Source organism: uncultured Paraglaciecola sp., from assembly GCF_937123705.1.
Lineage (GTDB): Bacteria > Pseudomonadota > Gammaproteobacteria > Enterobacterales > Alteromonadaceae > Paraglaciecola.
Genome location: NZ_CAKZKO010000122.1, coordinates 1 through 26,619, shown reverse-complemented (window position 1 = coordinate 26,619; position 26,619 = coordinate 1). Strand labels below are relative to the sequence as shown.

At 51.3% G+C, this 26,619-nt stretch carries 26 protein-coding genes; 3 read left to right on the top strand and 23 right to left on the bottom strand.

Annotated features, from left to right (window positions below; translation table 11 throughout):
- Positions 1-50 precede the first annotated feature (50 nt).
- The 23 genes from Q0688_RS15465 to Q0688_RS15355 all read right to left on the bottom strand — a co-directional run bounded on the left by Q0688_RS15465 (position 51) and on the right by Q0688_RS15355 (position 24,881).
- The gene (locus Q0688_RS15465) at positions 51-6,350 is read right to left on the bottom strand and encodes a hypothetical protein (protein ID WP_299078705.1); all 6,300 of its coding nucleotides are present in this window, start codon (positions 6,348-6,350) and stop codon (positions 51-53) included.
- On the bottom strand, positions 6,343-9,219 hold the full coding sequence (locus Q0688_RS15460; protein ID WP_299078702.1) for a transglycosylase SLT domain-containing protein: 2,877 nt from the start codon (positions 9,217-9,219) through the stop codon (positions 6,343-6,345). The genes Q0688_RS15465 and Q0688_RS15460 overlap by 8 nt, the downstream gene beginning before the upstream one ends.
- A complete protein-coding gene (locus Q0688_RS15455; RefSeq protein WP_299078699.1) occupies positions 9,219-9,746 on the bottom strand; it encodes a hypothetical protein in 528 nt (175 codons plus the stop codon). The genes Q0688_RS15460 and Q0688_RS15455 overlap by 1 nt, the downstream gene beginning before the upstream one ends.
- A gap of 4 nt (positions 9,747-9,750) precedes the next feature.
- Complete coding sequence (locus tag Q0688_RS15450; RefSeq protein WP_299078696.1) at positions 9,751-10,215, bottom strand: hypothetical protein; 465 nt, start codon at positions 10,213-10,215, stop codon at positions 9,751-9,753.
- Positions 10,208-12,613: a hypothetical protein gene (locus tag Q0688_RS15445; RefSeq protein WP_299078693.1), complete on the bottom strand. Its 2,406-nt coding sequence runs from the start codon at positions 12,611-12,613 to the stop codon at positions 10,208-10,210. Before Q0688_RS15445 ends, Q0688_RS15450 begins: the two co-directional genes overlap by 8 nt.
- Positions 12,613-13,212, bottom strand: a complete 600-nt coding sequence (locus Q0688_RS15440; protein WP_299078690.1) for a hypothetical protein — start codon at positions 13,210-13,212, stop codon at positions 12,613-12,615. The genes Q0688_RS15445 and Q0688_RS15440 overlap by 1 nt, the downstream gene beginning before the upstream one ends.
- A 3-nt stretch (positions 13,213-13,215) precedes the next feature.
- A complete protein-coding gene (locus tag Q0688_RS15435) occupies positions 13,216-13,545 on the bottom strand; it encodes a hypothetical protein (RefSeq protein ID WP_299078687.1) in 330 nt (109 codons plus the stop codon).
- A gap of 71 nt (positions 13,546-13,616) precedes the next feature.
- Positions 13,617-14,108, bottom strand: coding sequence for a hypothetical protein (locus Q0688_RS15430; RefSeq protein WP_299078684.1), 492 nt, complete (start codon positions 14,106-14,108; stop codon positions 13,617-13,619).
- Positions 14,109-14,145: 37 nt separating this feature from the next.
- The gene (locus tag Q0688_RS15425; protein WP_299078681.1) at positions 14,146-14,571 is read right to left on the bottom strand and encodes a Bbp16 family capsid cement protein; all 426 of its coding nucleotides are present in this window, start codon (positions 14,569-14,571) and stop codon (positions 14,146-14,148) included.
- A gap of 43 nt (positions 14,572-14,614) precedes the next feature.
- Entirely contained in the window at positions 14,615-15,679 is a 1,065-nt protein-coding gene (locus tag Q0688_RS15420) for a major capsid protein (protein ID WP_299078678.1), read from the bottom strand.
- A 96-nt stretch (positions 15,680-15,775) separates the two neighbouring features.
- Positions 15,776-16,621 carry a hypothetical protein gene (locus Q0688_RS15415; protein WP_299078675.1) on the bottom strand — a complete coding sequence of 282 codons (846 nt, stop codon included), beginning with the start codon at positions 16,619-16,621 and terminating at the stop codon, positions 15,776-15,778.
- Positions 16,618-16,875: a hypothetical protein gene (locus tag Q0688_RS15410; RefSeq protein WP_299078672.1), complete on the bottom strand. Its 258-nt coding sequence runs from the start codon at positions 16,873-16,875 to the stop codon at positions 16,618-16,620. Before Q0688_RS15410 ends, Q0688_RS15415 begins: the two co-directional genes overlap by 4 nt.
- A 2-nt stretch (positions 16,876-16,877) precedes the next feature.
- A complete protein-coding gene (locus Q0688_RS15405; RefSeq protein ID WP_299078669.1) occupies positions 16,878-18,626 on the bottom strand; it encodes a portal protein in 1,749 nt (582 codons plus the stop codon).
- Positions 18,627-18,629: 3 nt separating this feature from the next.
- Positions 18,630-18,836, bottom strand: coding sequence for a hypothetical protein (locus Q0688_RS15400; protein WP_299078666.1), 207 nt, complete (start codon positions 18,834-18,836; stop codon positions 18,630-18,632).
- An 18-nt stretch (positions 18,837-18,854) separates the two neighbouring features.
- Positions 18,855-19,571 carry a hypothetical protein gene (locus tag Q0688_RS15395; protein WP_299078663.1) on the bottom strand — a complete coding sequence of 239 codons (717 nt, stop codon included), beginning with the start codon at positions 19,569-19,571 and terminating at the stop codon, positions 18,855-18,857.
- 821 nt (positions 19,572-20,392) lie between these two features.
- Positions 20,393-20,707, bottom strand: a complete 315-nt coding sequence (locus Q0688_RS15390) for a hypothetical protein (protein ID WP_299078660.1) — start codon at positions 20,705-20,707, stop codon at positions 20,393-20,395.
- A gap of 198 nt (positions 20,708-20,905) precedes the next feature.
- The gene (locus Q0688_RS15385; protein WP_299078655.1) at positions 20,906-21,211 is read right to left on the bottom strand and encodes a DUF3850 domain-containing protein; all 306 of its coding nucleotides are present in this window, start codon (positions 21,209-21,211) and stop codon (positions 20,906-20,908) included.
- Positions 21,192-21,902, bottom strand: coding sequence for a terminase small subunit (locus Q0688_RS15380; RefSeq protein WP_299078652.1), 711 nt, complete (start codon positions 21,900-21,902; stop codon positions 21,192-21,194). Before Q0688_RS15380 ends, Q0688_RS15385 begins: the two co-directional genes overlap by 20 nt.
- Before the next feature lie 432 nt (positions 21,903-22,334).
- The gene (locus Q0688_RS15375) at positions 22,335-22,919 is read right to left on the bottom strand and encodes a hypothetical protein (protein WP_299078648.1); all 585 of its coding nucleotides are present in this window, start codon (positions 22,917-22,919) and stop codon (positions 22,335-22,337) included.
- 21 nt (positions 22,920-22,940) lie between these two features.
- Positions 22,941-23,288, bottom strand: coding sequence for a hypothetical protein (locus tag Q0688_RS15370; RefSeq protein WP_299078645.1), 348 nt, complete (start codon positions 23,286-23,288; stop codon positions 22,941-22,943).
- A gap of 346 nt (positions 23,289-23,634) precedes the next feature.
- The gene (locus tag Q0688_RS15365) at positions 23,635-24,021 is read right to left on the bottom strand and encodes a hypothetical protein (protein ID WP_299078642.1); all 387 of its coding nucleotides are present in this window, start codon (positions 24,019-24,021) and stop codon (positions 23,635-23,637) included.
- Complete coding sequence (locus Q0688_RS15360) at positions 24,014-24,364, bottom strand: hypothetical protein (protein WP_299078639.1); 351 nt, start codon at positions 24,362-24,364, stop codon at positions 24,014-24,016. The genes Q0688_RS15365 and Q0688_RS15360 overlap by 8 nt, the downstream gene beginning before the upstream one ends.
- Position 24,365: 1 nt before the next feature.
- Positions 24,366-24,881, bottom strand: coding sequence for a hypothetical protein (locus Q0688_RS15355; RefSeq protein ID WP_299078636.1), 516 nt, complete (start codon positions 24,879-24,881; stop codon positions 24,366-24,368).
- Positions 24,882-25,575: 694 nt separating this feature from the next.
- Here Q0688_RS15355 and Q0688_RS15350 point away from each other — a divergent pair.
- From Q0688_RS15350 to Q0688_RS15340, 3 genes are all read left to right on the top strand, one after another.
- Positions 25,576-25,929, top strand: coding sequence for a hypothetical protein (locus Q0688_RS15350; RefSeq protein WP_299078633.1), 354 nt, complete (start codon positions 25,576-25,578; stop codon positions 25,927-25,929).
- 3 nt (positions 25,930-25,932) lie between these two features.
- A complete protein-coding gene (locus Q0688_RS15345) occupies positions 25,933-26,253 on the top strand; it encodes a hypothetical protein (RefSeq protein WP_299078630.1) in 321 nt (106 codons plus the stop codon).
- Between the two features lie 12 nt (positions 26,254-26,265).
- Positions 26,266-26,619: putative immunity protein (locus Q0688_RS15340; RefSeq protein WP_299078627.1), on the top strand; the 354-nt coding region annotated here is incomplete at its 3' end.

Below are 26,619 nucleotides of genomic sequence, written 5' to 3'. Positions count from 1 at the left end.
TAAGGGCCATCTAACGGGGTGCGGTCATTTACAGTCATTTGGCAGCTCTCCTAGTATGGTCGCGATAGCACAAGATCACGTAATTGGAAATCATCTTCTTCAATACCTTTCCATACATTATCGGTAGTTGTGGCCAGTTGGCCAAGTGGTAACTTTGTAGCGTATCCCACAGAGCGAATGGTTTGCTTGACAGCCTTGCGCGCTTCCAGCTCACCTTTTGTGGCGTCCATGAACAATTGGACGGGCTTGATAAGAACTGCGTCAATAGCCTGTGAGGCTGGGGTGAAGCTATATGAAAAACCACTATCGAAAACCCCAAATGCATCACGAGCAACAGGGACAGCAGCGAGCGGATAGAACAAAGATTTCCTCAAGCCCCACTCCGTCCAGCTTTCATCATCTTCCTCAGATGGCCCTCGACCAACGAGAAGCTCTGATATCGTCGCCGGAATAACCGTCATGAACACTTGGCGAGCAATGAGATCCGGCAAGGCTCCAACGTCCCCCGAAGACACTGCGGCCTTGGCTTCTCGCCCCCAATTTCTTTGCCGATTGTAGTAAGCTGAGAAATACGAATAGAACATGGTCACAAGTTTGGTCAGCTCGTTATTCCGTTGCACTGCTGCGAGATCCTTCGCGCCACCAGAGCCCTGTGTCAGCCTCACCACTTTATCACCATAGGCAATAGCGCCCTGTTTGTCTCCCGGATTTGCTGCGAGGTGTTCATTGTACGCCGCCATCCATGTGGGCACCGTGACAATCTTATCCATGAACCCGATACCGGCAAATGCGAAACGACGAGCATCATCTGCAAGGCCTGTCTTCCCAGCAGCTCGTCGCAAATTCTCTCTGATATCCCTATCGACCTGAGACGCTCTGTACCGCATTTCACCGGACATGGCGTTGACGGTTTCCCACGTATCCAAAGGAGCCAATAGAAAATCTTTCGTTGCCCCGGCCATAGATTTCGCGCTGACCATTTCGAGTGAAGATGAATAACCGGCAAGCTGCGTAAGAATAGTGGACACCCGAAATCCCATGCCCATAATAGTGGACCTTGTGCGGATACCTTTGAACATTCTTTCAACCGCACCAAGCCCCTCATCTTTGTACGCATCATGAGCGATCGATTGAAGCCATGGTACGAATTGCTTATACAATTCAGGGCTATAACGTGCCTCTATAGTAGACCTTGTGACCGCATTCGTCAGCAGTTTATGAGCATCCATGATGGCTTCGCGATGAGTTAAGTCGTGGATCACTGCTGTCATGTGACGACCGGCACCATCAAGATCGAAAAGCAACGGGCGAGCGTAAGCTTGCTGTCTCTCATTGGTAAACCCGTGGCGCGTCTCAGGGCGCAAATAGGTGTTCTCGAAAAGCTTATCAGCCGCAGCGGCACCTCTATCCTCAACATCGTGAGCTCTGCGAGGATCATAAACCAACGGATAGTAGCCACCCTCCAATTGTCCAAATGGTGTGTCAACAGTCTTAGCCTCTACCTTTGGCGGTTCAACGCCGCTCAATCGTTTCTGGAGTGCTGCAATTTCTGGCCACAGCTCATTGACTGTATCCCAGATCTTTTGAACAGCTTGCCACTCCTCTGCATTCAGGTGTGACACCACGCTATCCAGTGTGCTTTGCGTCCACGCCTCGCCTCGCATCATCTTATCAAGATTGCTCTCGTTCCCCATATTGAGAGCGACGGCCATGATTTCAGATCTCTGCATGGATTGAGCAATACCCGGAATTGAAATCCGCTCCGCCAGACGAGACTTATCCAGCCCGACCATGATCTGTCCCATCTTGCCAGTGTATTCAGCGCGCAAGTCATTCTCGCGAACCTCTGCATCAGCTATTGGTTGCCAGACAAATCTGCGCATCGGTCCGTTGACGTTTCCACTGTCCATCCAATCCACAATTTGCTCAATCTTGAGTAACGAGCTCTCCATGGATTTGGCGTGACTGATCAAGTCATCAAATTTGGTTGGGTTGCGTGTCTTGTCCGCAGGTTTTACATCTTGGCTGTTCTCAATACTGGTAACCAACTCATCACGCACAGCCTCAAATTCTCGCAGCGCCTTAGCGGATAGCAATTTGTCTTTCGTGCGTCCGAGGTGTTCGATATTCTTAACTGCATCACGCAGTCCCATGAGATCATCGACCGTCATCATCTTGTACGGTTTTCTGAATGCCTGATCTCTCAGCGCATCCGGGATAGCTATGATGTGACCAAGCGCCTCTTGCTCATTGATCCACTCAGTCAGGCTCAATCTGTTCGCACCCTGCTCAAGACGCGTCGCATTCGCACGCGCTTCTCTGAAAGCGGGTTCCGCAGCCTTGCGTCTGGCCTCCGCTATGCGCGCCTCTGGAGACACTGGAGCATTGGTGCGAAGGTCAAACCGTTCCAACATGCCTTCGATCTGGTCGAGGTGTTCAGGATCGACACCCTTGACCCTCTTGCGCCCGGTAAACTTGTTGAGATACCGCATCGCTTTCTCAGTATCGCGCTCAGCAGTACGAGCCTCCATGGCCAGATAGTGGTTGAGCATTTGGCGCTTTTTTGCTGCGACTGCTTCAGCCCATTTCCCGGCACGTATGGCAACCTCCGCCTCATTCGCAGCCTTGCGATTTGCCTCCATATATAAAGGAAGCTTTATAGCCTCGCGGATGGTCTTGCTGGCAATCACGGCCTTGGCCGTCTTTTGCGCATCCTTCCGGTTAATCGACGTTGCGACTAGCCCCTTGGACACAAGCACCTTGAGCTCAGCTTCAAGCAACTCTCCCGTGGCATCGTTCGCAATTGCAGCCTCAGCCTCTCTCGCACGCGCTACGCCGTCTCCCATAAGATCACCGAATTTACGACGCATCCGCTGATCAGTCTCTGCCTTGGTTGCCTTTTTCAGACTATCTGAGCTGGACATCGTGTTGAGCATATCGTGGCCAGACTTAAACCCGAACAGCTCAGCCAGCACGTCAGGATGAACACCACCCTTGCGCGTGTAGACTGGAGGCACGGCTTTTGGCATTGCGGTGAGGCCACCGCTGCCAAGGATATCTTCAATCGCATCAGCGTCCAGCGCTTGCCGTCCGAAGTTCTCCGGCACCGCATCACTCTTGCCGGTGCGCAGATAATCCATCAGGCGATAGACCGGGAGATCTCTGAGCTCTTTATCGACCTGAGTGCGCACCTCTTTCGTTGCGGATCTCCATTCCTTAGTTGTCTCGCGAGACACCTCTGCCATCATCCGCACGTCCATATCGCGCCGGGCTGCATCAACAGCCTTCTCTGCGGCCTGCATGTAACCCTGCCATTGGGTATCCGTCATACCGGCTTCCTCAGCACTGCGGAACGCAGGCCGGAAATCTGCGCCCGTACCTGCGCGTGAGATTTCCTCATCTGTAGCCAACATGCGATCCATCACGCCGCGAATTTTGTCATTGATTGGCGCGTTCAGAGCTTTGGCGGATCTGTAGACAAAAGCCAGCCATGAACGGAAGCGAGCCATAATCCCAACCAGCTCAGGAGATGGAGCGTTGCCCTCAAACAGATACGCCTCAAACGACCGGGCGAATTTTTCATGCGCAGCAACAGAGACCTCGCCATCCTCGCCAATCTCCAGATACTCTTTCAGAGCGTTCCAGTCCGACTGTAATTGAGTTGATGGCCCAACCTCTGGAGATGGAGATGCCTCAGCCAGATCTCGCATGACCTCCAGAAAGAAATGGCCGCTCTCGTGCAGGAAGGTTGAGAGGTTCGCATTGTCAAACATATTGATGACAGTTCGACCTTCAGATATCTGGATCGATCCTCTTGTTTCTTGAAAGAATTGACCATCTACCTCGCCTTGAGTTGCTGTATCGCCGTCCGCATTTGTGGTTCCAATGCGCTCTAGTAGTGCCTCTATTTCCTCATTCGTATTGGTTTCTGGATTAACGCCAAGTTCATCAAGTTGATCGGCCAATGCAACCAATGCGCGCATTCTGTCAAATCTCGCGTCACCATCTATCGAGTTTTCCGCGCTGTATCGTGGAGATCCAGCAAACTCCTCAGCAATTGCCTCAATCAACTCATTCGTGCCGGGAGGCGTTGCGATGCTGTCCTGAGATTTGTAATCGCCAAACTCTGGGAAGTACCCCTCACTAAATAGATCTACCGCAGCTACATCGGGGCCTTGACCATCTTCTGAAATGTAGCGAGCAGGAAGGCCAGCCGCAGCGAGATCTCCACCGTCATCACGCAAACCGCCACGCTCAGCGATCCTCTGCAACACGGATGCGCCCTGAGCCTTCTGGATATCTTTACGGAACACCTCAGCCTGTCCGCGTCTGATTGCCTCAAATGCCAGTCGTTGAGGATCTGTGCCCACGAATTGACTGTCACCCGGCAACTTGCGCCGGATCTCAAATCCATACTGCTGATACAGATCCATTATGTCTGCGCCGGTTCTACCCGCCATGGTTGAGAAAAACGAACCATACAACCTTGCGTACTGGTCAGCTTGATCTGGCACAATCCCAGCGTCCATGGCGCGAGCCTTCACGTCCTCATAGACGAGCTCCTGCCCTTCCATATTCAATCTATTGTTTGTGCCTTGATCCTCATAATCCTCCAGTATGGCGTCTCTCGTCTCAGCCCACTCATCATTGAACTGCTCAGCTTCCTGCGAAGTCATACCAGTCTGTTCAAGCTTGGTGTGTTGCTGGAGCGCCCGGCCCTCCTCAGTTCCTGCAATGTTGGCGTAGTAGACGCCCATAGGAACCTCAACGGATCTCCCAATGGCGGAGGCTTCCTGAAACTCGTCAGTCAATCCGTTCCGCTCGACAAACTCCGCCAAGGCCGCATCATCCTGAAACAGCTCCCGGATACCAGCAGGATCGATAAATACACTCGTTGCCCGGCCATCTTTATTGAGCTCGTCAATCGCCTCTTTGGCCTTCTCCGGCAACCTCTCGCGCAGCTCAGAGCCTTCCGCGTGCTCGTTGATCTTGTCGATGATATCCGCATCGCGCTCAGCGTCTCTTGCGCGCCTCAAATCCATACCAATACGACTGGAAGCAAGCCCCGGCCCGAGGATTGTCATCGTCTGAGCTGTCTTTATTGCCGCGTCTGCAAGCCTCTCTGCGGCTTCGTTGCCACCTATTCCCTCGATTGCGCCCCCAGTTTCAGCGTTAGAGCGTAGTTTGGCAACTTCCCCCACAAACATCACAATCGCCTCCTGAGCGACCTCTGTGGAGATTTCGACGCTACCTGCTTTCAAGGTGTTTTTGGCAAACTGCGTCAAGGCGTGTCTCAACGGCGGTTGCTTCAATGCCCACTTGACGCCATCTTTGCCGACGATGCCCATGATATCCTTCGTGCCCGGCACCATTTTGGTGAGGTATTTAATCCCGTACACTTCAAAAACAGCCGACGCGGCACCGGCCACAATAGCGGCACCACGAGCGGTGTCTGCGTCCATGGGGTTGCCAGCTTCATCCTTCAGGCTGCGGAACTCATCATAGGCCAGACCAGCCTCCAGCTTGAACCCAGCCTGCCATTGGCCAAGCGTGTAACCGTATCCGGCACCAGCAATAGCCGCGCCCGGAACCGTCACCAGTTCTTCTGGGAGCGCCACTTGAGGACCAAGCTGGCCAGCAATCCCAGCGGCAACGGCACCAGTGCCAGCGCCAATCAGTGCCTCATCAATACCGCCAACCATGATATTAGCGAGAATTGGTATTTGCTCACCAAGCGCGACAACAGATTTATCCATCCAGCCATCAGCGCCATAGGTGCGTGCGCCAAGGCCAGCGCTCAGTTGATCCGCCTTGATCCTTTCTGCGTCTGTCAGTTCACCCATGATTTGGCGAAACCTTAGATCAGCGAGCTCGACCGTGCTCATACCGGACATGAAGCTATCGCGTGACGCACCCCACAGCCAACGCAGGCCACCCAAATGCCTCAGATCATCAGTTTTGATTGCCGCAGGGTTGTCGCCGGACGAAAACCATTTGGCCATGTCCGCATCGCTGGAGAGTATCTCCGCAAGATCCTCCTCAGCAGCCTTGGCTTTTAGTCGATCTTCATTACGCTGGACAAAAGGAACATCGACGCCAAAACGATCAGCCAGCTCACGACTGTCGCCATACGCGTCAGGGTTCGACACTTTCGCCTTGATCTGAGAGAGGCCAGTTGTGGCTCTTTCCTGTGACGCAAATTCATCCATTCCCTCAGATAAGAAATCGGGCTCCTCAGGCTTATCTAGCTTTGGTAGTAAGGCGGTCGATTGCTGCGGTTGATCGGTGTCGAGATTGAATTTCCCCGCATCCATTTCAGAGAAAACTGAGCCAATAATATCATCACTCATTAGATCCGGCCCTACTCGCTTTGATGACTGTACGTGTCCAGAGGCTGGCCACTTCCTCCTCTGTAGGACGACGCCCGAGCCTTGACAACAGGCCCTGTTCAATCACCTTGCGAATATTATCAGGCGGTAATGGCCGCAGGCCGACTGACACGCGAACAACATCATTGTAGAAATCGATTGCCTCAACCTCGCCCGGCTGTTCTTTGAATATCTTGGAATACGAGCTGGCCACAACCACGCGCGCATCCTCTGGTATATCCTCAAAACTTTCGGCAGATTTTCCCTCCAGCATGAACTTGTCAGCCATCTCTGGAGTGACTTCAAACAATCTCATTTCCTGATCATTGAAAAAACCGGGAACCTCGCCCTCCAGCAGCAAACGGTCCATCATTCCCTGCATAGCATCGCCATCCGGCTCCTTACCACCGTTGCCGTTCATGTAAGTTAGGATCTGATCATTCATTGCGCGCTGTAGCTTCGCCATCTTTTCAGCGTCGCCCGTGCTCTTGTTTGGTTTTAGCCCCAATATATTCTCAGCGCTGGACATAATCTGAGTGCGCGTCTGATCTGTTGAGCGTGATTTTCCATCACCCCTCTGGAGTGCGGCTTGCCGATCAGCAAGTTTCCTAAGATCTGCCCCGCTCAAGTTGTCAGCGTGCAGCATAAGATCGACGTTCTGAAACTCCTCCTGCGTCATGTTTGACAGTTTGTAATAGGTCGCGTCGTCCGTTTTATCGTCTTCACTTTGAAACTTGTTCTCCAGTGTCAGTAGTTTTGACACGTTCTCTGGACCAAGCTCTTGCAATTTCAGCGGGTCCATATTGGTGACTTGCTCACCGGCCATAATCTCTCGAAACGCTTCCTTCGTTTTTTGATCGATATCCGCGTCTTTACGAGCCTTCGTGATTTTGAAGTCATTCACGATTTGGCGCTCGACTTCGGCCAGCAGAGGTGGATTATCAGCATACGTCTCGCGCGCCTGTTCAATCATGTCTGGGAGATTAGGAGCTTCATTCGCCATCGAAAATGGCGCTCCTGCATCTGTGTAGACTTGAGAAGCGTCGGCAACCCGGCTGGCAACAGATACAACTGTGTTCCCACCTCTATTAGACTGTGGAGCACTCTGAGAACCGCCCCGCGTCTCAGCGGCCTCTATATGCCAAGGCTCGTGCCCCAATGGAAATTTTAACCCATATTTCTCTGCGTTCGCGTGTATCCAATCTTTCACTTCCTTTGGAGCGCTGGAGAATGCTGCGCCTTTGTACCCAAGATCCACCGCGTCACCATGATTGTGCTGAGAGTTTCCCGGAGGAGCGACCCACTTGCGAGCTGCGGCTACTGATCCATATTTCTTGACGGCACGCTCAAACAGCTTGGCCTGTCGATCTTCAGACCTGTATCCAGACATTACGGTAACTGCATCGCGTATTGCCGCTGGAGCCGCATCAAGCATAGCAGCCAAACGATCAGCCATCACCGGCTCAAGGCCTTTTATGTGTTCAGACCCGTGGCCAGCGTGAAGGCGGCTGGAGAGGAATTCACGCGCATCACCTTTGCTATACAGCGGCTTACCGGAATGTATGGCGCTCTGATACCGAGCAGAGCCCTCACCCGCTCCAAAATCCATATTGGCCCCAGTTAAACGGCCAAGAACTTTGCGCACATAAGGCTCTGTTTCCTCACGCTTTGGCAGAACCGAGTAATCCCTACCTGCGTCGAGAAACTTACGCGCGTTCCCCGGCCCTGCGTTGTAGGCCACCAGCGCAGCCTCAACGTCACCGCCAAAAGTTCTCATCTGATCGTTGAGGTAAGACTTACCAATCCGTTTATTATCGATCTGGCCACGCGGTGAGCGGAAATGCGCACGCAGCTCCTTATCATTCATTCCAGCGATACCACTCATTCCGAGTTGTACAGCTACCTCACGAGCAGTATCCGGCATCACCTGCATCAATCCCAGAGCACCTTTTGGCGACACTGCTGTAGGGTCATTTGAACTCTCTGTACCTTGTACGGCAGCAGCAAGATTGGCCATGCCGCCAGTGGTCATGATCTCCTTAGCGGCAGACCGAGCTGTGCGCGCTTTCTGGACGCCCTTCACATACGTATTAATGGTGGAGTGATCTGCGCCAGACACTTGGTTTTTGATGACGCCATAATACTCCAGCGCCTTGCCCGGATCGTCCTGAGCTAGACGTTGCGCAACGGAGACATGCAGAGCTGAAATCGCCTCGCGCTCAAGTCTGGCAACACCCTCTACTGACATGCCATCTGGGTTGGAGCGGATAATGCCACGTACCGCGTCTAGTGTTCCCTTAAGCGCATCAGGATCTTGATAGTTGGCCACGGCATCCGCCTGCAATGATGCAAGGCTAGAGGCTTTTTGTTCCGTGGCATACGCACGGCCCTGCGCAAATTCATGTCGCGCAGCTTGGTCCTTTGTTGTCTCTGCCTTACGTGTCCACATTCTTTCAAAGGCATTTTTCTCCTCCTCTGTTTTGAATGTGCCAGACAACCGCTCTTTGATATCATCTGCCGTCTGCGCCGCTTCATCATACACCTCTGTTGCGTTCGCGCCTGTACGATTGAATAACCCTTGCTCCGGGTCATAAAGCGTCGATCTAAGCTGTTCAGTCCCCTGTGTGTATGCATCCATGACGCGACTGGCCTGTTGTTCTCTCTCGCGCTTCTCAATATCTTGAAAACCCTGAGCAGCCATGCGGTTCCCTGCATTCGAGAGCTGTCCCCCGAGGCTTTTTAGAGCGGCACCCTCAAGAGATCCAAACGCCTCTGGTGTCGCGCGCTCTGGATTGTGCGCTTTGGTGAGCTGCGTTCCACCAGCATTGTATGTTGGGAGTTCTCCGGCCATTAAGCTGTCCTCAATCCATTCCATGGGTCATGAGAATTTGGTGTGCCGCCAAAGCTCCCCCATTTCTGTGCGATTGATGAAACCCCGCCAAGAACAATGCCAGCCACCTCAAGCTTGCCAGCGGAACGAGCACTATCTGCGGCCATACCTTGAAGGTCCGCGTTGGCAAAATGTCCAGCCGCTTCTCGCTCCCCATCAGCACGAATAACACGCGCATCCAATTCTCCAAGCTGAGCCGTGTCGGCAAGAATATCCAACGGAGATCCTGTCGTCAGGTCAAGATTGGAGCCACCCATCAACGCGCGTTGACGGCCTTCAAGTTGAGAAGTTTCACGCCTCTGCGCCTGTTCTTTTTGAGCTGCGCGTTTTCGGCTATCTTCGGCCAAGATTATGGATTGTTTTTGCTGGTACTCAAGTGCCGCAGCGCGTGATTTCGCCTGTCGATCCGCGCCAGCCGCAGCTACTCCAGTGCCAAGTAGAGATGTAACCGAGCCAATAGCGGCCATTGTGACGGGATCAATACACACGATGTTATCCTTTCGTGAACGGATGGAACTTCGCACGTCCAATCCCGTATGGTACAGCCTCGCCTATATCAAAGCCAAGCCATCTAAGCCAGCCTATCGCAGTTGTATTTTCGGCCAGAACATGATTTTCCATTCGAGGAAACACCAACTCCATCCGATCCACGTAAGGCTTACACCTTCTAAGGAACCCTTTTTGATGCTTCTCCAGCTCTGGAGTAGCAACCAACCAAGGCACCCCAACATCTCTATCCAATGGCCCGCGATAATTGACGCCAAAGACAACCATCGGTACTCCATTATAACTCCCCGACCACGCGGCGACACTCCGTACTTCCGAAACCTCAAGGGCCAACAACGGACCTACGCCGACAGACAGACGTATTTCCCTCCTGTCGATCTCCCTGCAATTTGCCGCTACGTATTCAAGTGCCTCGTGTGTCAGTCTCTCAACGGTTATACCGCTATCCACCGTACTCAATCTCCTGCGTTATTTTCTGCAAGGTCATTGGTAGCGGTAACTTCTGTTGAGCGCAAACTTTGCTCTCTCTCTCCCAGTTGTCGAGAAACGTAATTTCCAGCTCCTCTGTTTTTGTTCTGGCTGGCTCATCATATGCCTCGTATGATCTGTCCTCCAGTGGTTCAAGGTCTTCGAAATTCGGACCCCACTCAACACCTCGTGTCTCATAAACCTCTGCGTATATTTTTGACTGCCCTTTGAGAACTCCGGCATCATTAACGGTTGGGTTGATACAATCCCTCGTTTTGATGCGTGATATATATTGCAGCCCTGCGTGAACCCGGAATACAGGCTCATCAAAAACCAAATCCCCTCCAGTTACCGTGAGCCCCTGAACAACATTCCCATCCGCCAAGGCTGAAACGTCTCGGCCCTCAAGATGGTCATAACCCGAAACTGTCGTGACACCTTTTCGGATAAACCCATCGCCATAATAAGCGGCACCGGCCACAGCACTGACCGCGAGATACTCACGCTCCCCGGTTTCCTCCGATCTCAGGTATGGATACCAAGGGTCATCAAACTCCGTTGTTACAGTGACAATATCACCATTAACCTCTGACACCTTGGCGCGCCCGTCATACAGGCCTTTGACGAGGTAATCCTGCCCCTCAAGGACAATTTTATCCAGCTCCACCGTATCGCCTACGGAGAGGCCGTGGCCAGCCGCAGTGAACGTTGGAGGGTCTGTTGCTGTGAGCGCTGTTACGGAAATTGGTACATCGTAAGTCAAACCGCTATCAACAAAAAATCCATCACGGATATCCCCAAAATCCCTATCCTTCATGAACTCTATGAACTTCTTGGTAACGCCACCAATCCGTCTTTCGATGAGGAAATAAGGTACATCTCTCCCGCCCTCTGCAATGACTTTAACATCAAGAATTTTGCCGGACGTGTTCATGCGTGACCACCCCCACACATCATGCTCTTTGAGATAAGTAAGCACCGAGGCCGTGCCATCTTCCATAACGCAGAAAATCCAGCCGCTTGGCTCTTGCGCATAATCCATTGCGATGACGCGTCTACCTGTACCTCTAAACAGATGCTCCGCCATGAGCGTGAGATCCAGAGACTTGTACCGATCGATTGAAACGGAATACTCCATATCTCTTAATTGTCGGGCCGTCCTCGTTAGGAATAGTAATTGCTCCCCAACAATCAGCGGCTCCACATCTGGATCAGAACCCCAGAACGATTGAGGCTCCGGGAGAATTGATGATGGAGTTATCACGCTGTCCGTTCTGCCAATAACCCGCCACTCACCTGCCTTTGTGAAAACAATCATACCCTTCTCAAGAGGAACAATATGATTGATATCTTGCTTCTTTCTGGCAGACAACGTGAACTCTACAGCGTCATCGTCTTTGGTTGGTATTGACACCCCAAAGTTTGGAAACGAACCAGTTTGAGACATGCGAATAGTTTGCTTGTAATCCGCGATTTTTGAAAACACTCTCCGTTGCTGAACGAAGGTAACGATGCCCGGATATAACCCCGTAGCGTTAAATGGGTTCTCACCAGCCTGTGGCCCATCTGCTGTTGATGGCGCTATACCATCATCTCTAAAGCTCGTGTCCGTTGAGCGCCCTATATATCCCCAATATTCAGAATTTTCATCCTTTTTATAAATGGCGTATTCTTCTGCCCCAACAACAGCGGCCCAGCTTATTGTATTGTAGTTCGCCTCATACCCAAGATGGTTGGCTGTTGAAGTGCCAATAGCGCTGAGGGTACTTTCCTCGCCACTTTCTGCTACTGTTGCGATAGCATAATCAAAAATGCTTGATGCCGCCGCGTTATTCCCATCCGTGTTTGGGTTGTAAATAAGCGTTGTGACAACCGTTACAGCCCCAGCAGGAGGTTGCGCCACTGGAGCGAATGTCACCGTGTCAAATGTGAATGTGATGGCCCCGGTTCTCGCGAGCTCTTTGATTACATGCGTACCATCCACCACCGTGGCAACATCATTCGACTGATCTATCCTTAAGCTCGGAAGATCCGACGCAGTGTATTCGGTCACCGTTTCGATTGGTACGGCTGGGTCAGCTCCGTTGTCGATTAATCCACCTTGATAGATGTATCTGAAGTACAGCTCGCCAGCCTCAATAAGCATGGCATCCTCTCCGTCTACCTCAAACCTTTGTAGACGAACTTTCTCCGTACTATCTTTAACTTCAGTGACAAATTGTAAGCCAGCGCGATTTTCCCCGCCGCCATACACCATGCAGAACACATTTTCCAACAGCTCTGCGCCGTTCTGAACTTTTGCCAGATCCTCTTTGTAGGAGACCTTTGGGGAGATCTCGCCACCATTCAGCGAGTTTAGGGTTAGACGATCTCCGGCCATTACTGATCCCGTGCATCATGGTAAAAACCGTAACCGTCCGGCTCCGGCTCTTGCTCGTTCATAGTGCTCGCCTCTGCGATGCTAGTGTACATGACTGCATTCTTCTCGCACTTTTCCAACAGCTTCACATTTTTGGTCAACGGCATACATATGAGCGAAGATAGCTGCCATGACAGTGCGCGGATAAATTCCCATGAGAACGTCGATACGTCCTCCTTATCGACCGTGAACTCAAACACTGGTGTCAACTGGTTGGTTTGGATTATCTTGCCGGGCGTTCCGTCCATCCTATCCGTAACCTCCATGGGGATGAGCGGATCGTGGACACTGGATCGCAGTATCCTGAATACCTTCAGAGCTTCATTTGGGTATGAATAGACATAACACCACGGAGGTTTAGGGTCGACTTCCAGCTTGACGCCCAGACGCCAGCCAGACGCAAAATTCCACAGCGCTCCTTCCAGCGTAGTCAGGCGCGCTATGTCGTAATTGTCCTTACAGGTCACCGCCTCTTTGCCGGGTTGTTCGAGGGATGATATGTTCTTCGCGCCAACATTTCTGAGGGCCATGTTGCAGATACGGACTACATCAATTTGCATGGCTTATTCCTTTGGATAGAGTGTCGCGCTCAAGTCCAGTTTTTTCTCTGGTTTGGCCACCGATAGTTTTCGGAGTTGAATAGTCAGGCTTCTCCGCTTCTTGCCGTTGATGGTATGTGATGTTGCAGTGGTCACTGTGGCCTCACTGACAAGCTCAAGAACGTCATCCGCCTCACAGTCCTCTAGTCCTAGCTTGGTGACATCAACCTCCTCCAAACTGATGGATAGGCCATATGGATAATCTGGCGTGTTTTCTGGTGTATCCGTTTTCCAACGGTCCGCCTCTTTTTTGCGCTCCGCCTTGGTGCGAGCCATGTTAATCATTTTAGCCATCAGATCCTCCAAAGAAAAAGGCGGCAGGCCCTAAGCCAACCGCCCTTGTGAACTCGATATATTGAATGAGCTTACTGCTGATCTCTCAGCCACTTGTCATAACCCTTGCATTCATCTTTCGTCGCCGGGCGATGCCAAGAACCTTTGATGCCGGTAAACGTGAAGACCTCACCAGTGCTGCGGACACCCCCGCCATATACGCCTTTTGCGATGGTCATCATCCGAACATTCTTGACGTAATTAGGGTGATCTTCAACCTCTGCCTGTTTGGCCTTTTGCTTTCGGTCAAACACTGACATGCCTTCGGTCTCTGCAACCTCTGGAGGTTGTGGTGGCTGAGTGTCCCTAGCCGCTGCCTGCGTATTCTTGTCAGATGATCCGCCAGATGTGTGAGCCGGACGCTCAAAATCTGGAGCATGTTCTTTGATATGAGCAGCGCGAATTTCTGAGTTCTGCGCTACACGTTGAACCGCAGCGACAGATGGTGAGCCGTTGTCATTCCAGTCCTCATCCTTATTAGGGTCAAGACCAGCTAATGCGGCTTCGATAGTTTGCTTATCCATTGTTCTCTCTCAGTTGGAGGTGTTTACACTTCCAGCCTTATCGGCTGTTGGCTGCGGCCACAACTCCTGCTGTGATCTTACCAGCCGTTGCGTCCGAGCCAGTAACGACATAATTCAATCGCATATACCGACCACTAACGCCTTCCGGGAAGGTTGGGTACGGCAGGGTTTTGCCAGCAACAAGATCCGCTACCGCAATATCTGCGATGGTGATCTCTGTCGGCGATGACATGTTTTCAGCGGCAGACGCCTGCAAAACGATGGCCAACGATGTGAGTGTGAGAAAAGTTTCAACAACTTGAACCGCCAGAGGGATCTCCATACCGACAGCAATGTCGCGAGCCGGTCCGGCTGTTTCACCGTGAGGCGCGTCATTTGCTCCAAGGTCGATGACGTTGGTAGAGACAGCGGTAGCTGTAATCGCCTGCGCATCGCTGAACTGTAGGGTTTTATCGAAGATCATTTCTTTTGGTTCCCGTTAGAAGAAAGGCGGAAGTCCGCGCCGATTAAACGACGCGAGCCTCAGTGTTTAGAAGGGCGTCCGTTTCGCGGATTGGAATGCCGCGATAGGTAAGGACTTCCTCACCTTGGATCTCCATTGGACGGAGGCGAACAAAATTATCATTCGCTCCCGAGTTGGTTCCGACTGCATCCAGCGCTTCCAGAACATCCGAGTTGCAGTAGATAGCCAGTTGGCGAATTTTGCCAGCTTGGTTTTTCATGTTGTTGCCAGCGCGATTGGCGCGGCGGCTCTGCAATTTGTAGAATGCCTTACGCATCACATCGTAGATACTCGTACCAGCACCGTCGATGCTTGTAGGATCTGCGATCAGATTGGATACATCAATATTCGCAATCCGGGAATTGTAGCGGTAGTCGGCAATGGCCAGACCAAGATGCCAGCGGAATGTTTCCTCAAAAATGTAATAAGGATTGCCATTCGCATCCAACGCGCGCTGTTTGCCGTGGTCCTCACGTTTCAGACCAGCGGTCGCTCCGGCAGGATAAATGAGATGGGTAGTGTCTTCACCCCATGTCACAAAATAGATTGATGTGTTGTCGGACCCAATACCGCCAGCATCAACGATCTGGTTGCCTTCCCCGAAGGTAGCTAGCTGGCCGTAACGGGCGTCAAGTCCTTTGAATTTCTCCGGCGTGGTCGCCGTGTCGTGATAGAATAGGCCGGTTGCCGCCTCTTGAGCCATACTCTCTGCGTGGGCCGCCGCCTCAGATAACCGAACCGAATTGAGCAATCCGCCAGAGGTAACCTCGCCCATGCGAGTATCAACGGCAGACGCAGCTTCGAGGAAGCCGGTTGTGTCTTCAACCTGTTGCTTGGCAGATTTGGATTGCGGGATACCTTGATAAAGAGCGCCCCAAGCATTTGACGGGAGTTTTGTGCGGATTGTGTGCTTGTGCTTGTTACCATTGTTACAAGCCACCGCTACGGCATCGTCAAGGATGCCTGTGTTTTGCATGAGCAATTCGATGATTGCCGCGTGGGTTTTGCCATCCTGCGTGGATTTCATTGTATCCACGAGATTAAGATAGGTGTTGCCGACTGTGGCCATCTGAATAGTCCCTTGTTGCGTTTGTAGCGTCGTTCGCTGTTAGCACCCGTATAACAGCGAACGACTAGTTACAACGTCCAAAAACGGACCCCCTGCTTATTCCTCGCTATTTCCGTACAGGATTTCCTCGTGTGTTTGTTCCGCCTGTGTCTCTTTCCCTGTGATGATACCAGCCTCACTCATCATCTCTCCAAGGCGTGCCATTCCCTTAACGAACGGAGGATAAACACCAAACCCAGTTTGATTTAATATGGCCTTGAAATTCTTATCGAAGGGCACGAAAACGTCTTCGACAACCTTGATACCGGCGTTGATGGTTTTATTGTAGTTCGGACCACCAACCACTTTGTCAGCCTTCAGCTCCTGCCCCCACTCTTTGATCTGAGTGGCATGTGCAACGGCGGCTTTTTCCTGCATCTTCCGCTGCATGGTGACGAGTGTATCAACGTCCTCCTGCGACATCTTGCGCTCCTCAGCGAACGTTCGGAACTCCGTTTCAATTTCCGTATCGAGCTGGAACCCGTCCGGTGTTTCGATGGTGTAGTCTTCTGCCTTCAGAGCATCCTCATCCTCCTCAGCAGTTTTCTTTTTTTCCTCTCGCTCTTTTTCGTGGGCCGCTCTGGCCTCAGCGTTTTCCTCCTCGGTCTTGTCGGGATCATCCACGTAATCTTCGTCCAGATCATCATCGCCATCCCCGGATTTGTCGTCGCCATCATCGTCGCCGTCCTGCTCTCCCGACTTGGCTTCAGACGCTTCGCCGTCATCCCCATCTTTGGTTTCGCCGTCTTTATCTTCTCCGTCCTCTGAAAACGTTTCGCCGCCCAGACCGACACCCTCCCCAGCTCCTGTTTCGCCTGAGCCGCTTTCGTCTTCCCCCTCGTAGGTAATCATTGGGCCAAACAAGGCTGTACCTGAATACAGGTTTCTAATGAGATTATTCATGAGTTATTCTCCTTGATCATGAGGAGCGCATTATCTCTATCGCACAGCAGAAGGCGCTCAAATTCTGCGTGCGCATGATTGTATTTATCTGAGTTCTCTGGCAGCACTCGCTGCATAAAACCAGCACCCTCCAGAGTGGTCCAGATGTATGCACGGCCCTGCAATGTGGAGAGAGCTTCGCGCATACCGTCAATGGCCAACGCTTCGCGAGTGTCTATCTTGTCTTGTTCAAGTTTCTCAGCGTCTGTGGTCACGGCTATACCCTGCCGACACTACCACCCAATATATCCGCGAGCAAATTGCTATCGCGAGACGTGTCTGCCTCACTCAATACTTTTGCGCCTTCTGCGGCTACCATGGCTTGGCTCATGCTTTCGTCTTGCTGTTCTTTCTGCGCCCTTTGCTTACGCAGTTGTTCCACTTCATCATCACTACGAACCATGGACGCTGGTACACCCAGCGCATCCGTGTATTCGTCCACTGTCTGATCTCTATCCCATTTATCCATAACTTGAGGATCACCCGCAGCGAGATTGCCAAGGAACCCGGAATACCGTTCGATCTGGCCAACGCCAATGGCACGCTGAGCTACGGCGAGGATCGATGTGTACTCTGCCTTCAGAGGTGACCCATCCATTTCCTTTGGTGGAGGAGGAATTGCCCCACCACGCGCTGCAATATTAAAGATCCTGCGGACTTCGTAATCCAGACCCTCTGAGTGTGTGTTCTCAAGTACCGGGCCAAGTGCAATCAGTTTTTCTTCATGTTTCTCTACAACCTCCGTTGCTGTTTGGTTTCTTCTGTCGTCACGAGACACCATCAAAAACAGATCAACGAAATAACCACGATCCATACGATTAACGATGGCTTGCTCCTCAGCGGAAAGCACCGTCAAGGAGTTTGGATCGATCTTGTACAGAGGAGTGATTGGCCCGTGGCCAGCCCCGCCTTGCCCTTGCGCCTGATCTGGATACCATGTGTTCTTGCCCGGAGCGTGATCAATCTTGCTCTTGCCTTTGATAGACGCCGGAGCCTGCGTTGGTGGCACGGCCAGCTTATCAACGATCTGTCCCTTACGCTTCTCCAACGCCTGTAGCGACTTGGACGCCTGTAAGATCAACGCTCCACAGCCATCTCCGTATGCGTCAAGCTGTCCGTCCACTTCCCATGGTGGCGAGGAAAACGGCATCTCGTGATACCCTCGCGTCTGCATGATGGAGTTGGCATCACCATCCTCGACACCTTCGCAATAATACAAATTCAAAAACGGCATACCCAGCGGACCAAGCTGGCCTTTGATCTGCCTTATGTTTGGTTCGATTACGTGGATTACCTCAAACGGAGCCTGATACTCTCCACGATCATATTTCTCCAACACCTCACGCGGAGCGTTGCGACCGAACTTCGTGACGATCTGCAAGACGGTCATCGACATTTCACGATACAGAGTGTCCCTCCTACCGCGATGGTCAACCCCCAACAGGTACTCACCAGCGGGACTTACGTAGGAGTTGATAACGTCCTCTGCATCCTCATCAATCAGCATTGGGCCTTGGCCAAAGTCCCCCATATCGCGAAAGGATCTATGACGGGTTCCATAATAATTCGACCCGGCCAGTATGCGATAGAACACTCTTTGAGCTTTATCCAGCCACAACTTGACAGCCTTGATCTCGTTCAGATCCGAATTTGGTGTGGTGAGTTTAACCCACGGTCTGGATGGTGATGCTACGCCGCCCATCATGCCAGCGCCAAGTACACGGCTATTAAATATCCCTGTTTCGTTCAGGATTGCTTTGTTTCGTGTGTTCTTGCGATTGGATTTACTAAGGCGTTTTCCCCGCCTTGTCCGTACATGATCACCGATACCCTTCCAGTCCTCTAGGAACTCGTTACGCTCCTGCGACATCTGTTCGCGCTTGTCATTGAACTGCGCTCGCTTTGTGTGGAAAAAAAGCAGGGCAGGAGCCGGGAGATCCGAGCTGGATGGTTTATCGCCTATCATGACTTACTGGCCGAGTAATACTTTGCCAGTAGATGTGGGCTTGTCCGAAGTGCGAACAGTTGATGCCGATCCTGTCGCGGCACGTGCCTTCCGCTTCGTATCGTCACGCGCCTGTTTAACCTCTGTGTCCACAATCCGTGGAGGTGTTCGGATTTGTTGTGGTGCAGGAATTTCTGGATTACTTCCGCCTAAAAGGCCTTGGATGCACATGGATAATCTCTCCAATTGTTATCGGTCGTAATCCTGCCCTATCACGTCATCTTCACTTTCTCCAGTCATTTCTGCACGCGTGGTTGCCACCCTACGTCTGCCAACAGGAGTTGCGAATGTGAGGCAGAACCCATCCGCTCTGTCTGGGCTTCCTTCACCTGCGCCTGTCATGCCTTTTTTGATTGCCTCCGTTTTCATGTCGTCTTTACTCTCGATTTTGTACTGCGTGAACCTTCTACCCTGTACCATACCGTATTTTCGAACTTTCAACTGACGAATAAGCACAGGATCGTTTGGTATCGCTGCGCCTTCTTTCTTTAACCACTCCCGCGCCTCGCCCATCATGTATGTGGCCATGTCAGCATATTCTGAATTAGGTGATGTGCCCCCGAAGTTAATTTCGTGAACATTAGGAACACCCCAATTAACTAGATTATCAATCACACCAGAGCCAACCGGACCTGCATCAATGTTTATTGCGTCTGGCAATATGTCATCAGCTATTCGTTTTATCTCCAGTGAGAGTTGAAATGTATCTACTTTGTTGAATATCTTGTACGGGTGATGGCGGCAATCTCGACCCCGCCTGATGTAAATCGTGCTCTCGTCATCACCAAATCTGGCCACGTCAACACCAAGAATAACAGGATCTGTCGCAACGAAGCTGGGTTCCAATAATGGGTTTGCTGCGTTATCGACCAAATGACCATCTATAAATTGTCTATCACCAGTCATTGGAAATTCTCCTAGCACCCGGACCTTGACAAAATCGCTCTCAAGTCCTCTGTCTTCGATCCACTGATTAATCAACTCTTTGTTTGTCATCTTAGCGGTCCGGCTGTCTATTTGGAACGTCTTGAACCGCTTGCGCATTTCCCCATGATGGCTCTCATAGAAAAACCCGGTTGGCTGTGTCGGGTTGGAGAACATGAAAAAGAACGGCTCTCCATCCGTCAACGCGCCCTGTGCCGTCTCCAGTATGTTCTGAGGTATCTCAGAGGCCTCATCAAACAAATACCATGGCGATGAATTGGCCGCGTGAAGACCTGCAAACGCAGCCGGGCGACTTGCGTCCCACGCCATGCCGTCAATGCGCCAATCATCATGTACCTTGTTGACGATCTTAAGCGCGCCACGACCAGACGTGATACGGAACCAGCGCGCCGTGATCATAAGACCGCACCACTTGGCTATTTCTTGCCACGTTGTTGTTTGGAGTTGTGGGATTGAGTTGGCCGATACACGACCTTTGGAGTGTGGTCTGGTGGACAGAAGAAAGCCAGCCACCATGCCAGTGAGCGCAGATTTACCTACTCCGTGACCGGACGTTGTGGACGCCATGTACGGCATGACAGGATTAATCCCGTCAAAGTCTCTGGATCGTATGGCTCTGCCAAGGTCACTAAGCCAATCCCGTTGCCAAGTGTCTGGACCGTCGTGCCCTGAGAGTTCGCCTTGTCCCCACGGAAATGCATAGCGCACCCATTCCAACGGATCATCCGAGAGATCCGCTGCATCCTCTGAGAGCATTCGATCAATAGAAGCATATTCAGCAGTCACCTAAGTCCCATATCATCCAATTGCCTATCCATATCGGATTGTGCTGGCTTTACCCAGAACGCGCGCAGCCTGTCCCAATTTTGCCAGAACCGCTTGCCGTACAGCCTAATAGCGCGTTCGCTGCGATTGTCTGGCTTTCTGCGCATTTGCCCTGAGTAGAGCCTGCGCCATTTCTTGATAGCGTATCGATAGTGCGATGGTGAGTTGCGCCAATGCGTCGCGCACAAGATCTCGCCATCCGCTGCGTCTCCGTCCCTACGTGGATAACTACGACCGCAGCCGGGCACGATGCAATGAACGCGGTCAGTCACTCAATCAATCCATCTCGTATTGCTATGGCCACGGCCTCAGTAATTGTCAGAGCGCCGAGCTTCACGCGACACTCCCGAGAATGCCAGTGGACGCTGTTGATCGACAGATCCATGAGGTGTGCCATCTCCTCATACGAATAGCCAAGAGACGCATTGGTTAGGACGGCGCGTTGATTTATTGTGAGCTCCAGAGTGGCGTCATTCTTCACCGGCATCGAAGCGCTCCAACCCTATGATGCAATAGCCTTGCTCTAAGCCCTCTTTCCCTCCTGCCATAACGTATTGCACCCGCCTTATCGCGTGCAATGAGGAGCCGCCGTATAACAATTCCTCAGTTTCCATTGCTGACGAGTTTAGGTCTACTTTGATATCAACATAATCACCGCACTGAATGCCGATATCTGGGCCTACCATAAAGTTTTTTCGGCAGTTTTTAATATCCTCAAACGTGTCTTCATTCGCTTTAAGGTATCGCGTTCTTGCGTTATTCTTCGTTTCCGGCATCTTGATTATCCTCTTTGGCCTGCTGTCTGCGCGCTCGACTTGCGGCGCGTCGTTCGCGGATAGTCTCCGCAACGTCCTCCGTTGTAGTTTCCTCAATCACATCTGTCCAGAGCTTCTGGTTCTTACCCAGCAACTCCAGCGCGCCAATCTTTGGAACCAGCTTGATCTTTACGGACTTGACCACCTTATGATCGTCGGGATCATCCTTATCCATATACGTATCGATGGTCATCTCGTGGATGGCCGCGTACTGCTCAGCGCTCAGGCCGGACAGATCAAACTGTGGCGTGCCATCCTCCTGCATCACAACGAAGTCTGTCATGTTGGAAAAAGCCAACTTTGCAACCTCCTCCAACACATTGTCCTTCGTCAATTTCATACGCTCAACCATTTCAGCACGAACGAAGTCAATATACCCAATCATCCATGGCTCTCTGCGCACATGGTGTGCTGTGAAACTCGCGCGGATATCGCCAACACCTAATGGTTTGCGATTGCCGTCCTGCGCGTACAGATCCGGGAAGGCTTTGCGGTGAGCCCTAAGCGCTGAACCAGTACGCAGGTACTCTTGCGCGAATTGCACCTCCTCAGAAGTCCACTCGTGCTCGTGCCATGGATATGGCTCAGGAGGTTTTACCGGATCTGTGCCGGGCTCATATTCCTCCTCATCGAATGGTACTTTTTTTGTCACTTAAATAGGTCCCTCTATGTTGTAGGCTGCGGTCGAGGCTTGGCGCGATATTGATCTGTGCCACCGTATTCACCATAGGCCTCACCATCTGCAAAATCATATTCATCCATCTGTTTGCTCCTCTATCTGTTGATGCGAAAAATGCCAACGAGGGAACTACCTATAATCGATATACCTATGGTGATCCCCAGCCACACCCAAAAGCCTGATACGTAAAACTGCAATACCTCTAACATAATTATTCCCTTTCCAATTCGCTGTCATGTCTGGACAGCATCAAACGCGCTTCATCGCAAATCCGCACTGTTGTATCAGAGGTAAGCCCACCGTTGCCAGACAATGGCATACCATGGACCCCATTCACATCAATACTAACTGCGTCGATGAGTTTCTCCAACGCCTCGCGGATCTCTGTCTCTTTCTTTGTCACGTCTACCGCGTGACGTGCTTGACCGCCCACATGACGGCCTGCTCTGCGTTCGTGATGGCCAGAGACATCTCGCGGCTTGACCCAATCTTGTTGCACTTCTCCACAAACGCCTCACCAAGATCTTTGAGCTCCTGCATATCCGCCTTTTCTTGATCCGTCAGAACGCGGTATTTATGGCGCATGGTGTTATTGGTAGTCCGTTCGTCTGAGGTGCTGTCCACGGTTTCTACTTTCGTGTAACCTTCCTCAAACGCTTTGGCCGGTGAGAATGATGTGTAGCCATCCTCATACATGACAAAATAACCACCGACCTCCGGCTTGTGTTTTGTCATGTACTCATCGTCCGCCGTCCAACCAGCCAAGCCCCCTTCAAACATATCTGGTAGCAGTATGTTACCTTCGATCTCTGCAATCTTGAACGCCTGTACTGTCTTGTGGCTCTTGTATTCTGGGAAATGCTTCATCACCGTCTCCTGTTGGCTTATGGATACAATCTCGTATCCCTCAAATATGAGTTGCATCATCGCATCGTGTCCGATGATCTGCTCTGGTGTTCTTTGGGCCTTTTTTCGGGTGATGCCCAGCACCTCCTCTCTCGCGGGTTGTTCTTAGCTACCGTGGACCAAATACATCAACACGAAGACTGCGCAGGTCAGCGCCCACATCGTCAATGAAGCCCAGCCCCATATCTTGGTGTCCGTGTATAACGACTGATTGTGAGATTGATTGAGCGCCTGATTAAGATACATGGTTGCCGACAGACTGCAAGCCATGTTTGCAACACCCAGTGTCAATGCTGCGAACATTACGACTAGCCACATGTCGTTGAATGTCGCGTAAGCAGCCATGAGAATGAGTGAGACCTGCCCACTACGGATTGCCTCAACGGCGATTGAGCGTGAGTATTCCATGGCATTGTAATCTGACATGCCTGATAGGTTTGGTTGAGTGTCCATTTAATTCTCCTGAGTGTGGTATGTCTTGGGTTTTTGATGCTCACCACAGCGTGCGCATTTTCGATCTACATAATTGACCGTAACCTCACCATCTATGAAGTGGTGTGCAAATTTCCAATCGTGAATGTCGCACCAGCAGAGATACCGGCCCCAGAGTTTCTTGATCATAGATCCTTGTTACCCTCCTGTATATCCAGTGTCGGATTGCCACGCTTACCTTCATTGTAACGACGTACACGACTTGCCGACAGCGGATTGGTGTTCTCACAGTTCGCGCAGTTATCTGGATCTATGACAAGCTCTTTGCACTTCTTGCAACGCTTGTATTTTGATGGGCGCTTAGCCATCACGCATTCCCCTCTGTCGGCAGACCCATGGCACGCACCACGCGTGCAGCCTCCATTTGCTCTGAGCACTGTTTTTGAATGATGCCAATCTCATGAACGATCAGGTTGCCGTGGTATGGAATGATTTTTAGCCAAGGAAGATCTGCCCAGACAGCATAGAGCTTTTGCGTCTCATCGACCGCACCGATAGATACCTTCACGCCGCCCGGTTGCAAGATGAGATTACAGTTCCAGCCTTCTTGCTTCGATACCTCTACGGCTGCGGCAGAGGCAACCTCCATTAGACCGAGTAGCTCATTGAACTCCATGGGTTCAGCCAGAAGGTTGGTATGCATCGCAGCGCCTATGGCTGTGTGATCATATTTCTGAGCCTTACCTTTAGGCATTCTTGATTTCCTCTATCGTCATTACGTCACCGTTTTCATGTGCTAGCCCAGATGCACGAAACACGTTGTCGATTGTGATGGAGAGATCACCGTCAAGGCTCTCTGAGCCGTCGCCGTGATAGTATTGGCCAGCCTTCATTTTCTTGGCAAGCATATCCACCGCGTAGATGATGCCATATTGGAAAACCAAATGCAGTTGCTCATGATCTGGTCCTTCAGCAGCGCGACCTCCCTGCACCCATTCATCGTAAGATTTTTGCAAAGATGCAGCTTGGATTACCTTGCCGCGAAGTTGCTGCGTTGAACACAATTCAGTAATCAGTTCTTCGAGGTTGTCAGCCATATCACTTCCTTTTTGTCCGAGGTTCCCTCTCCTCTTTATCCGGTGGCTCTAAGATCTGCATCGCGGATTTACAAGCTTTGAGATTGACGGTCACAGCGTCGAGTTGCTCTTGAGCCATGGCCATAAGATCTACCAAGCGTTGACGATGCATCTCATAGGTTTTTTCCGCCTCGCTTACGTGGTCATACCAGCGCTGCGTTGAAACAGCGCTCTCGAAACTCTGGAGGTTCTCCATCGCGGTGAGGATCGAGCCGGGCTTGGTTTCCTCATCAGAAGGCTGGGTGCCGTCCGTCTTTTCCTTTTCATCGACAGCCCGAGCGGCAGCTATGAAATTTTTTTCCATTTCATCGGTAGTTTCCAAATTCTTCACCAGTGCTGCGTCTATAAATCTATTTGTCATCTCTGGATCAATCGGAGTGTGATCTTCTGCGTGGTCAATTTCAGGGAAGTCTGCCACGTCTGTTTTGACTGGTCCGTCTTCAGGGAAATCAATGGTGGATGGAATTGTGTCTGGCATGATTGTGTCCTTTGGCCTGCTTGAGCTGTCGAGCCCACTATAGAATAACAAGGACGCATAAACTGTAGCGTGTCCAACACTACGGCGAACTCGACAGCAACAGCCCTACCATGCACAGCCTCATACTGACAACTGCCCAGATGCGACGTTTTATTGCCTATTTACGCCACAACCTAATTGCAACCAGTTTACCGGAGCTGCAACCTGTACGCGTGTGTGTGGGACTGGGGGTCCATATATGGAGTTATACTCTAACTGAGCATTAACCGGGATTAGGTTAATCGAAAAGAGCGAAATATGTCCAAAAGTGTGGTTTAAGGGCAGGTAACGGTGAAAAACTTCTTAGGGGTTTTAAAAATCCCCTTATTTGGAGAGATTAGCAGGTCTTATTATGAAGGGATACGTTGTATGTCATTATAATTACGCGCATAAATATGTAAAAGACGGAGCCAAATTGAGACCTATTTAAAGATACATAATCGTCATTATGAAATAGCCATTAATGTGCCTACATAAACTCATAGGGTTTTGATTTTGGAAACCACGTCTTAAACCATTGTTTTGGAGTTATACTCAGATTGAGAATAAGACTAAAGTATAATCCATATTTGTATTGCCATTTGACAATATGTTAATTATCGTGTTATATGAGTTGACTAGTTGTTAAATCCAACCTCGCAATGGAGCAAGCCAAATGCCTAGCATGACAGACGCAGAATTTATGAGATTAATCGCCAAAGGTGAGCGCGAGCTGGCCTACCAATTGATGACGGTAGAGAACCACATCAAGAAGATTGCGCACGATACTGACGGAGATAGCTGGCAATATCCCCACTATGTAGCACATGATATTCGCACGCTGGCCGACGCGATTGATGGCCAATCGAGCGCGGGGGAGAGACCGGCAATTAAAATCAAGGGCGTAGGCGGCGAGGCGTGGCATGTGCAATGGGGACCAGAGCCCAAACCGAAAGCCCCAGACGCTTGGATTGGATCTTACCAAAGTTGGGTGGAAGCTGTAGAAGACTTTCACAAAGACACGGAGTAGATCATGACCTTAGCAATCTCACCTTCAATCGTCCGGGAGGCGCAGTCAGCGCAAACCACATGCGTCGGCAACATGGCCAGATCCATCACCAACAAGACCGACGAGCTGATTATGTCCACGCTGAAGGCTCACACAGAGCTGACAGAGATAGAGATAGCTGAGGTGATCCACCGCGTGGGCAAGCACTATTACTCAGATGGTACAGAGGTCTGGCTGTTTGATGGTGTGCCATTGATCAGGTTCTGGCCGTTGCAGTACGAGGACATCGAAAGCAAGACCGGGTGGTCGATGAAGGCCACCCGGTCATACCAACTGTTAATATAGGAGACCGCACTAATGACCGCACCAGCTTTTACACTCGCTGCCATTCGCAAACTAAATCCCTGTGATATTCCTGAAGGCTTACCAAAGCGCGGGAAGATAACCGCCGCCCAAGCCGTTGAACATGGCGTTGGACTAAGTGACTTGATTTGGGTGGCTTCTGCGTTCGCCAATTCAGACAAGGATATAGAACGCCGGTTGCGCCTTTGGATGGCCGACTGTGCAGCGCGAGTTTTGCACATTTACGAGAAAGACTACCCAAGAGACGGCAGGGTTAGAAACGCAATTGTAGTTGCTCGCCAGTATTCGCGTGGCGAAGTGTCGGCTGCTGCTTGGGATGCTGCTAGGGATGCTGCTTGGGATGCTGCT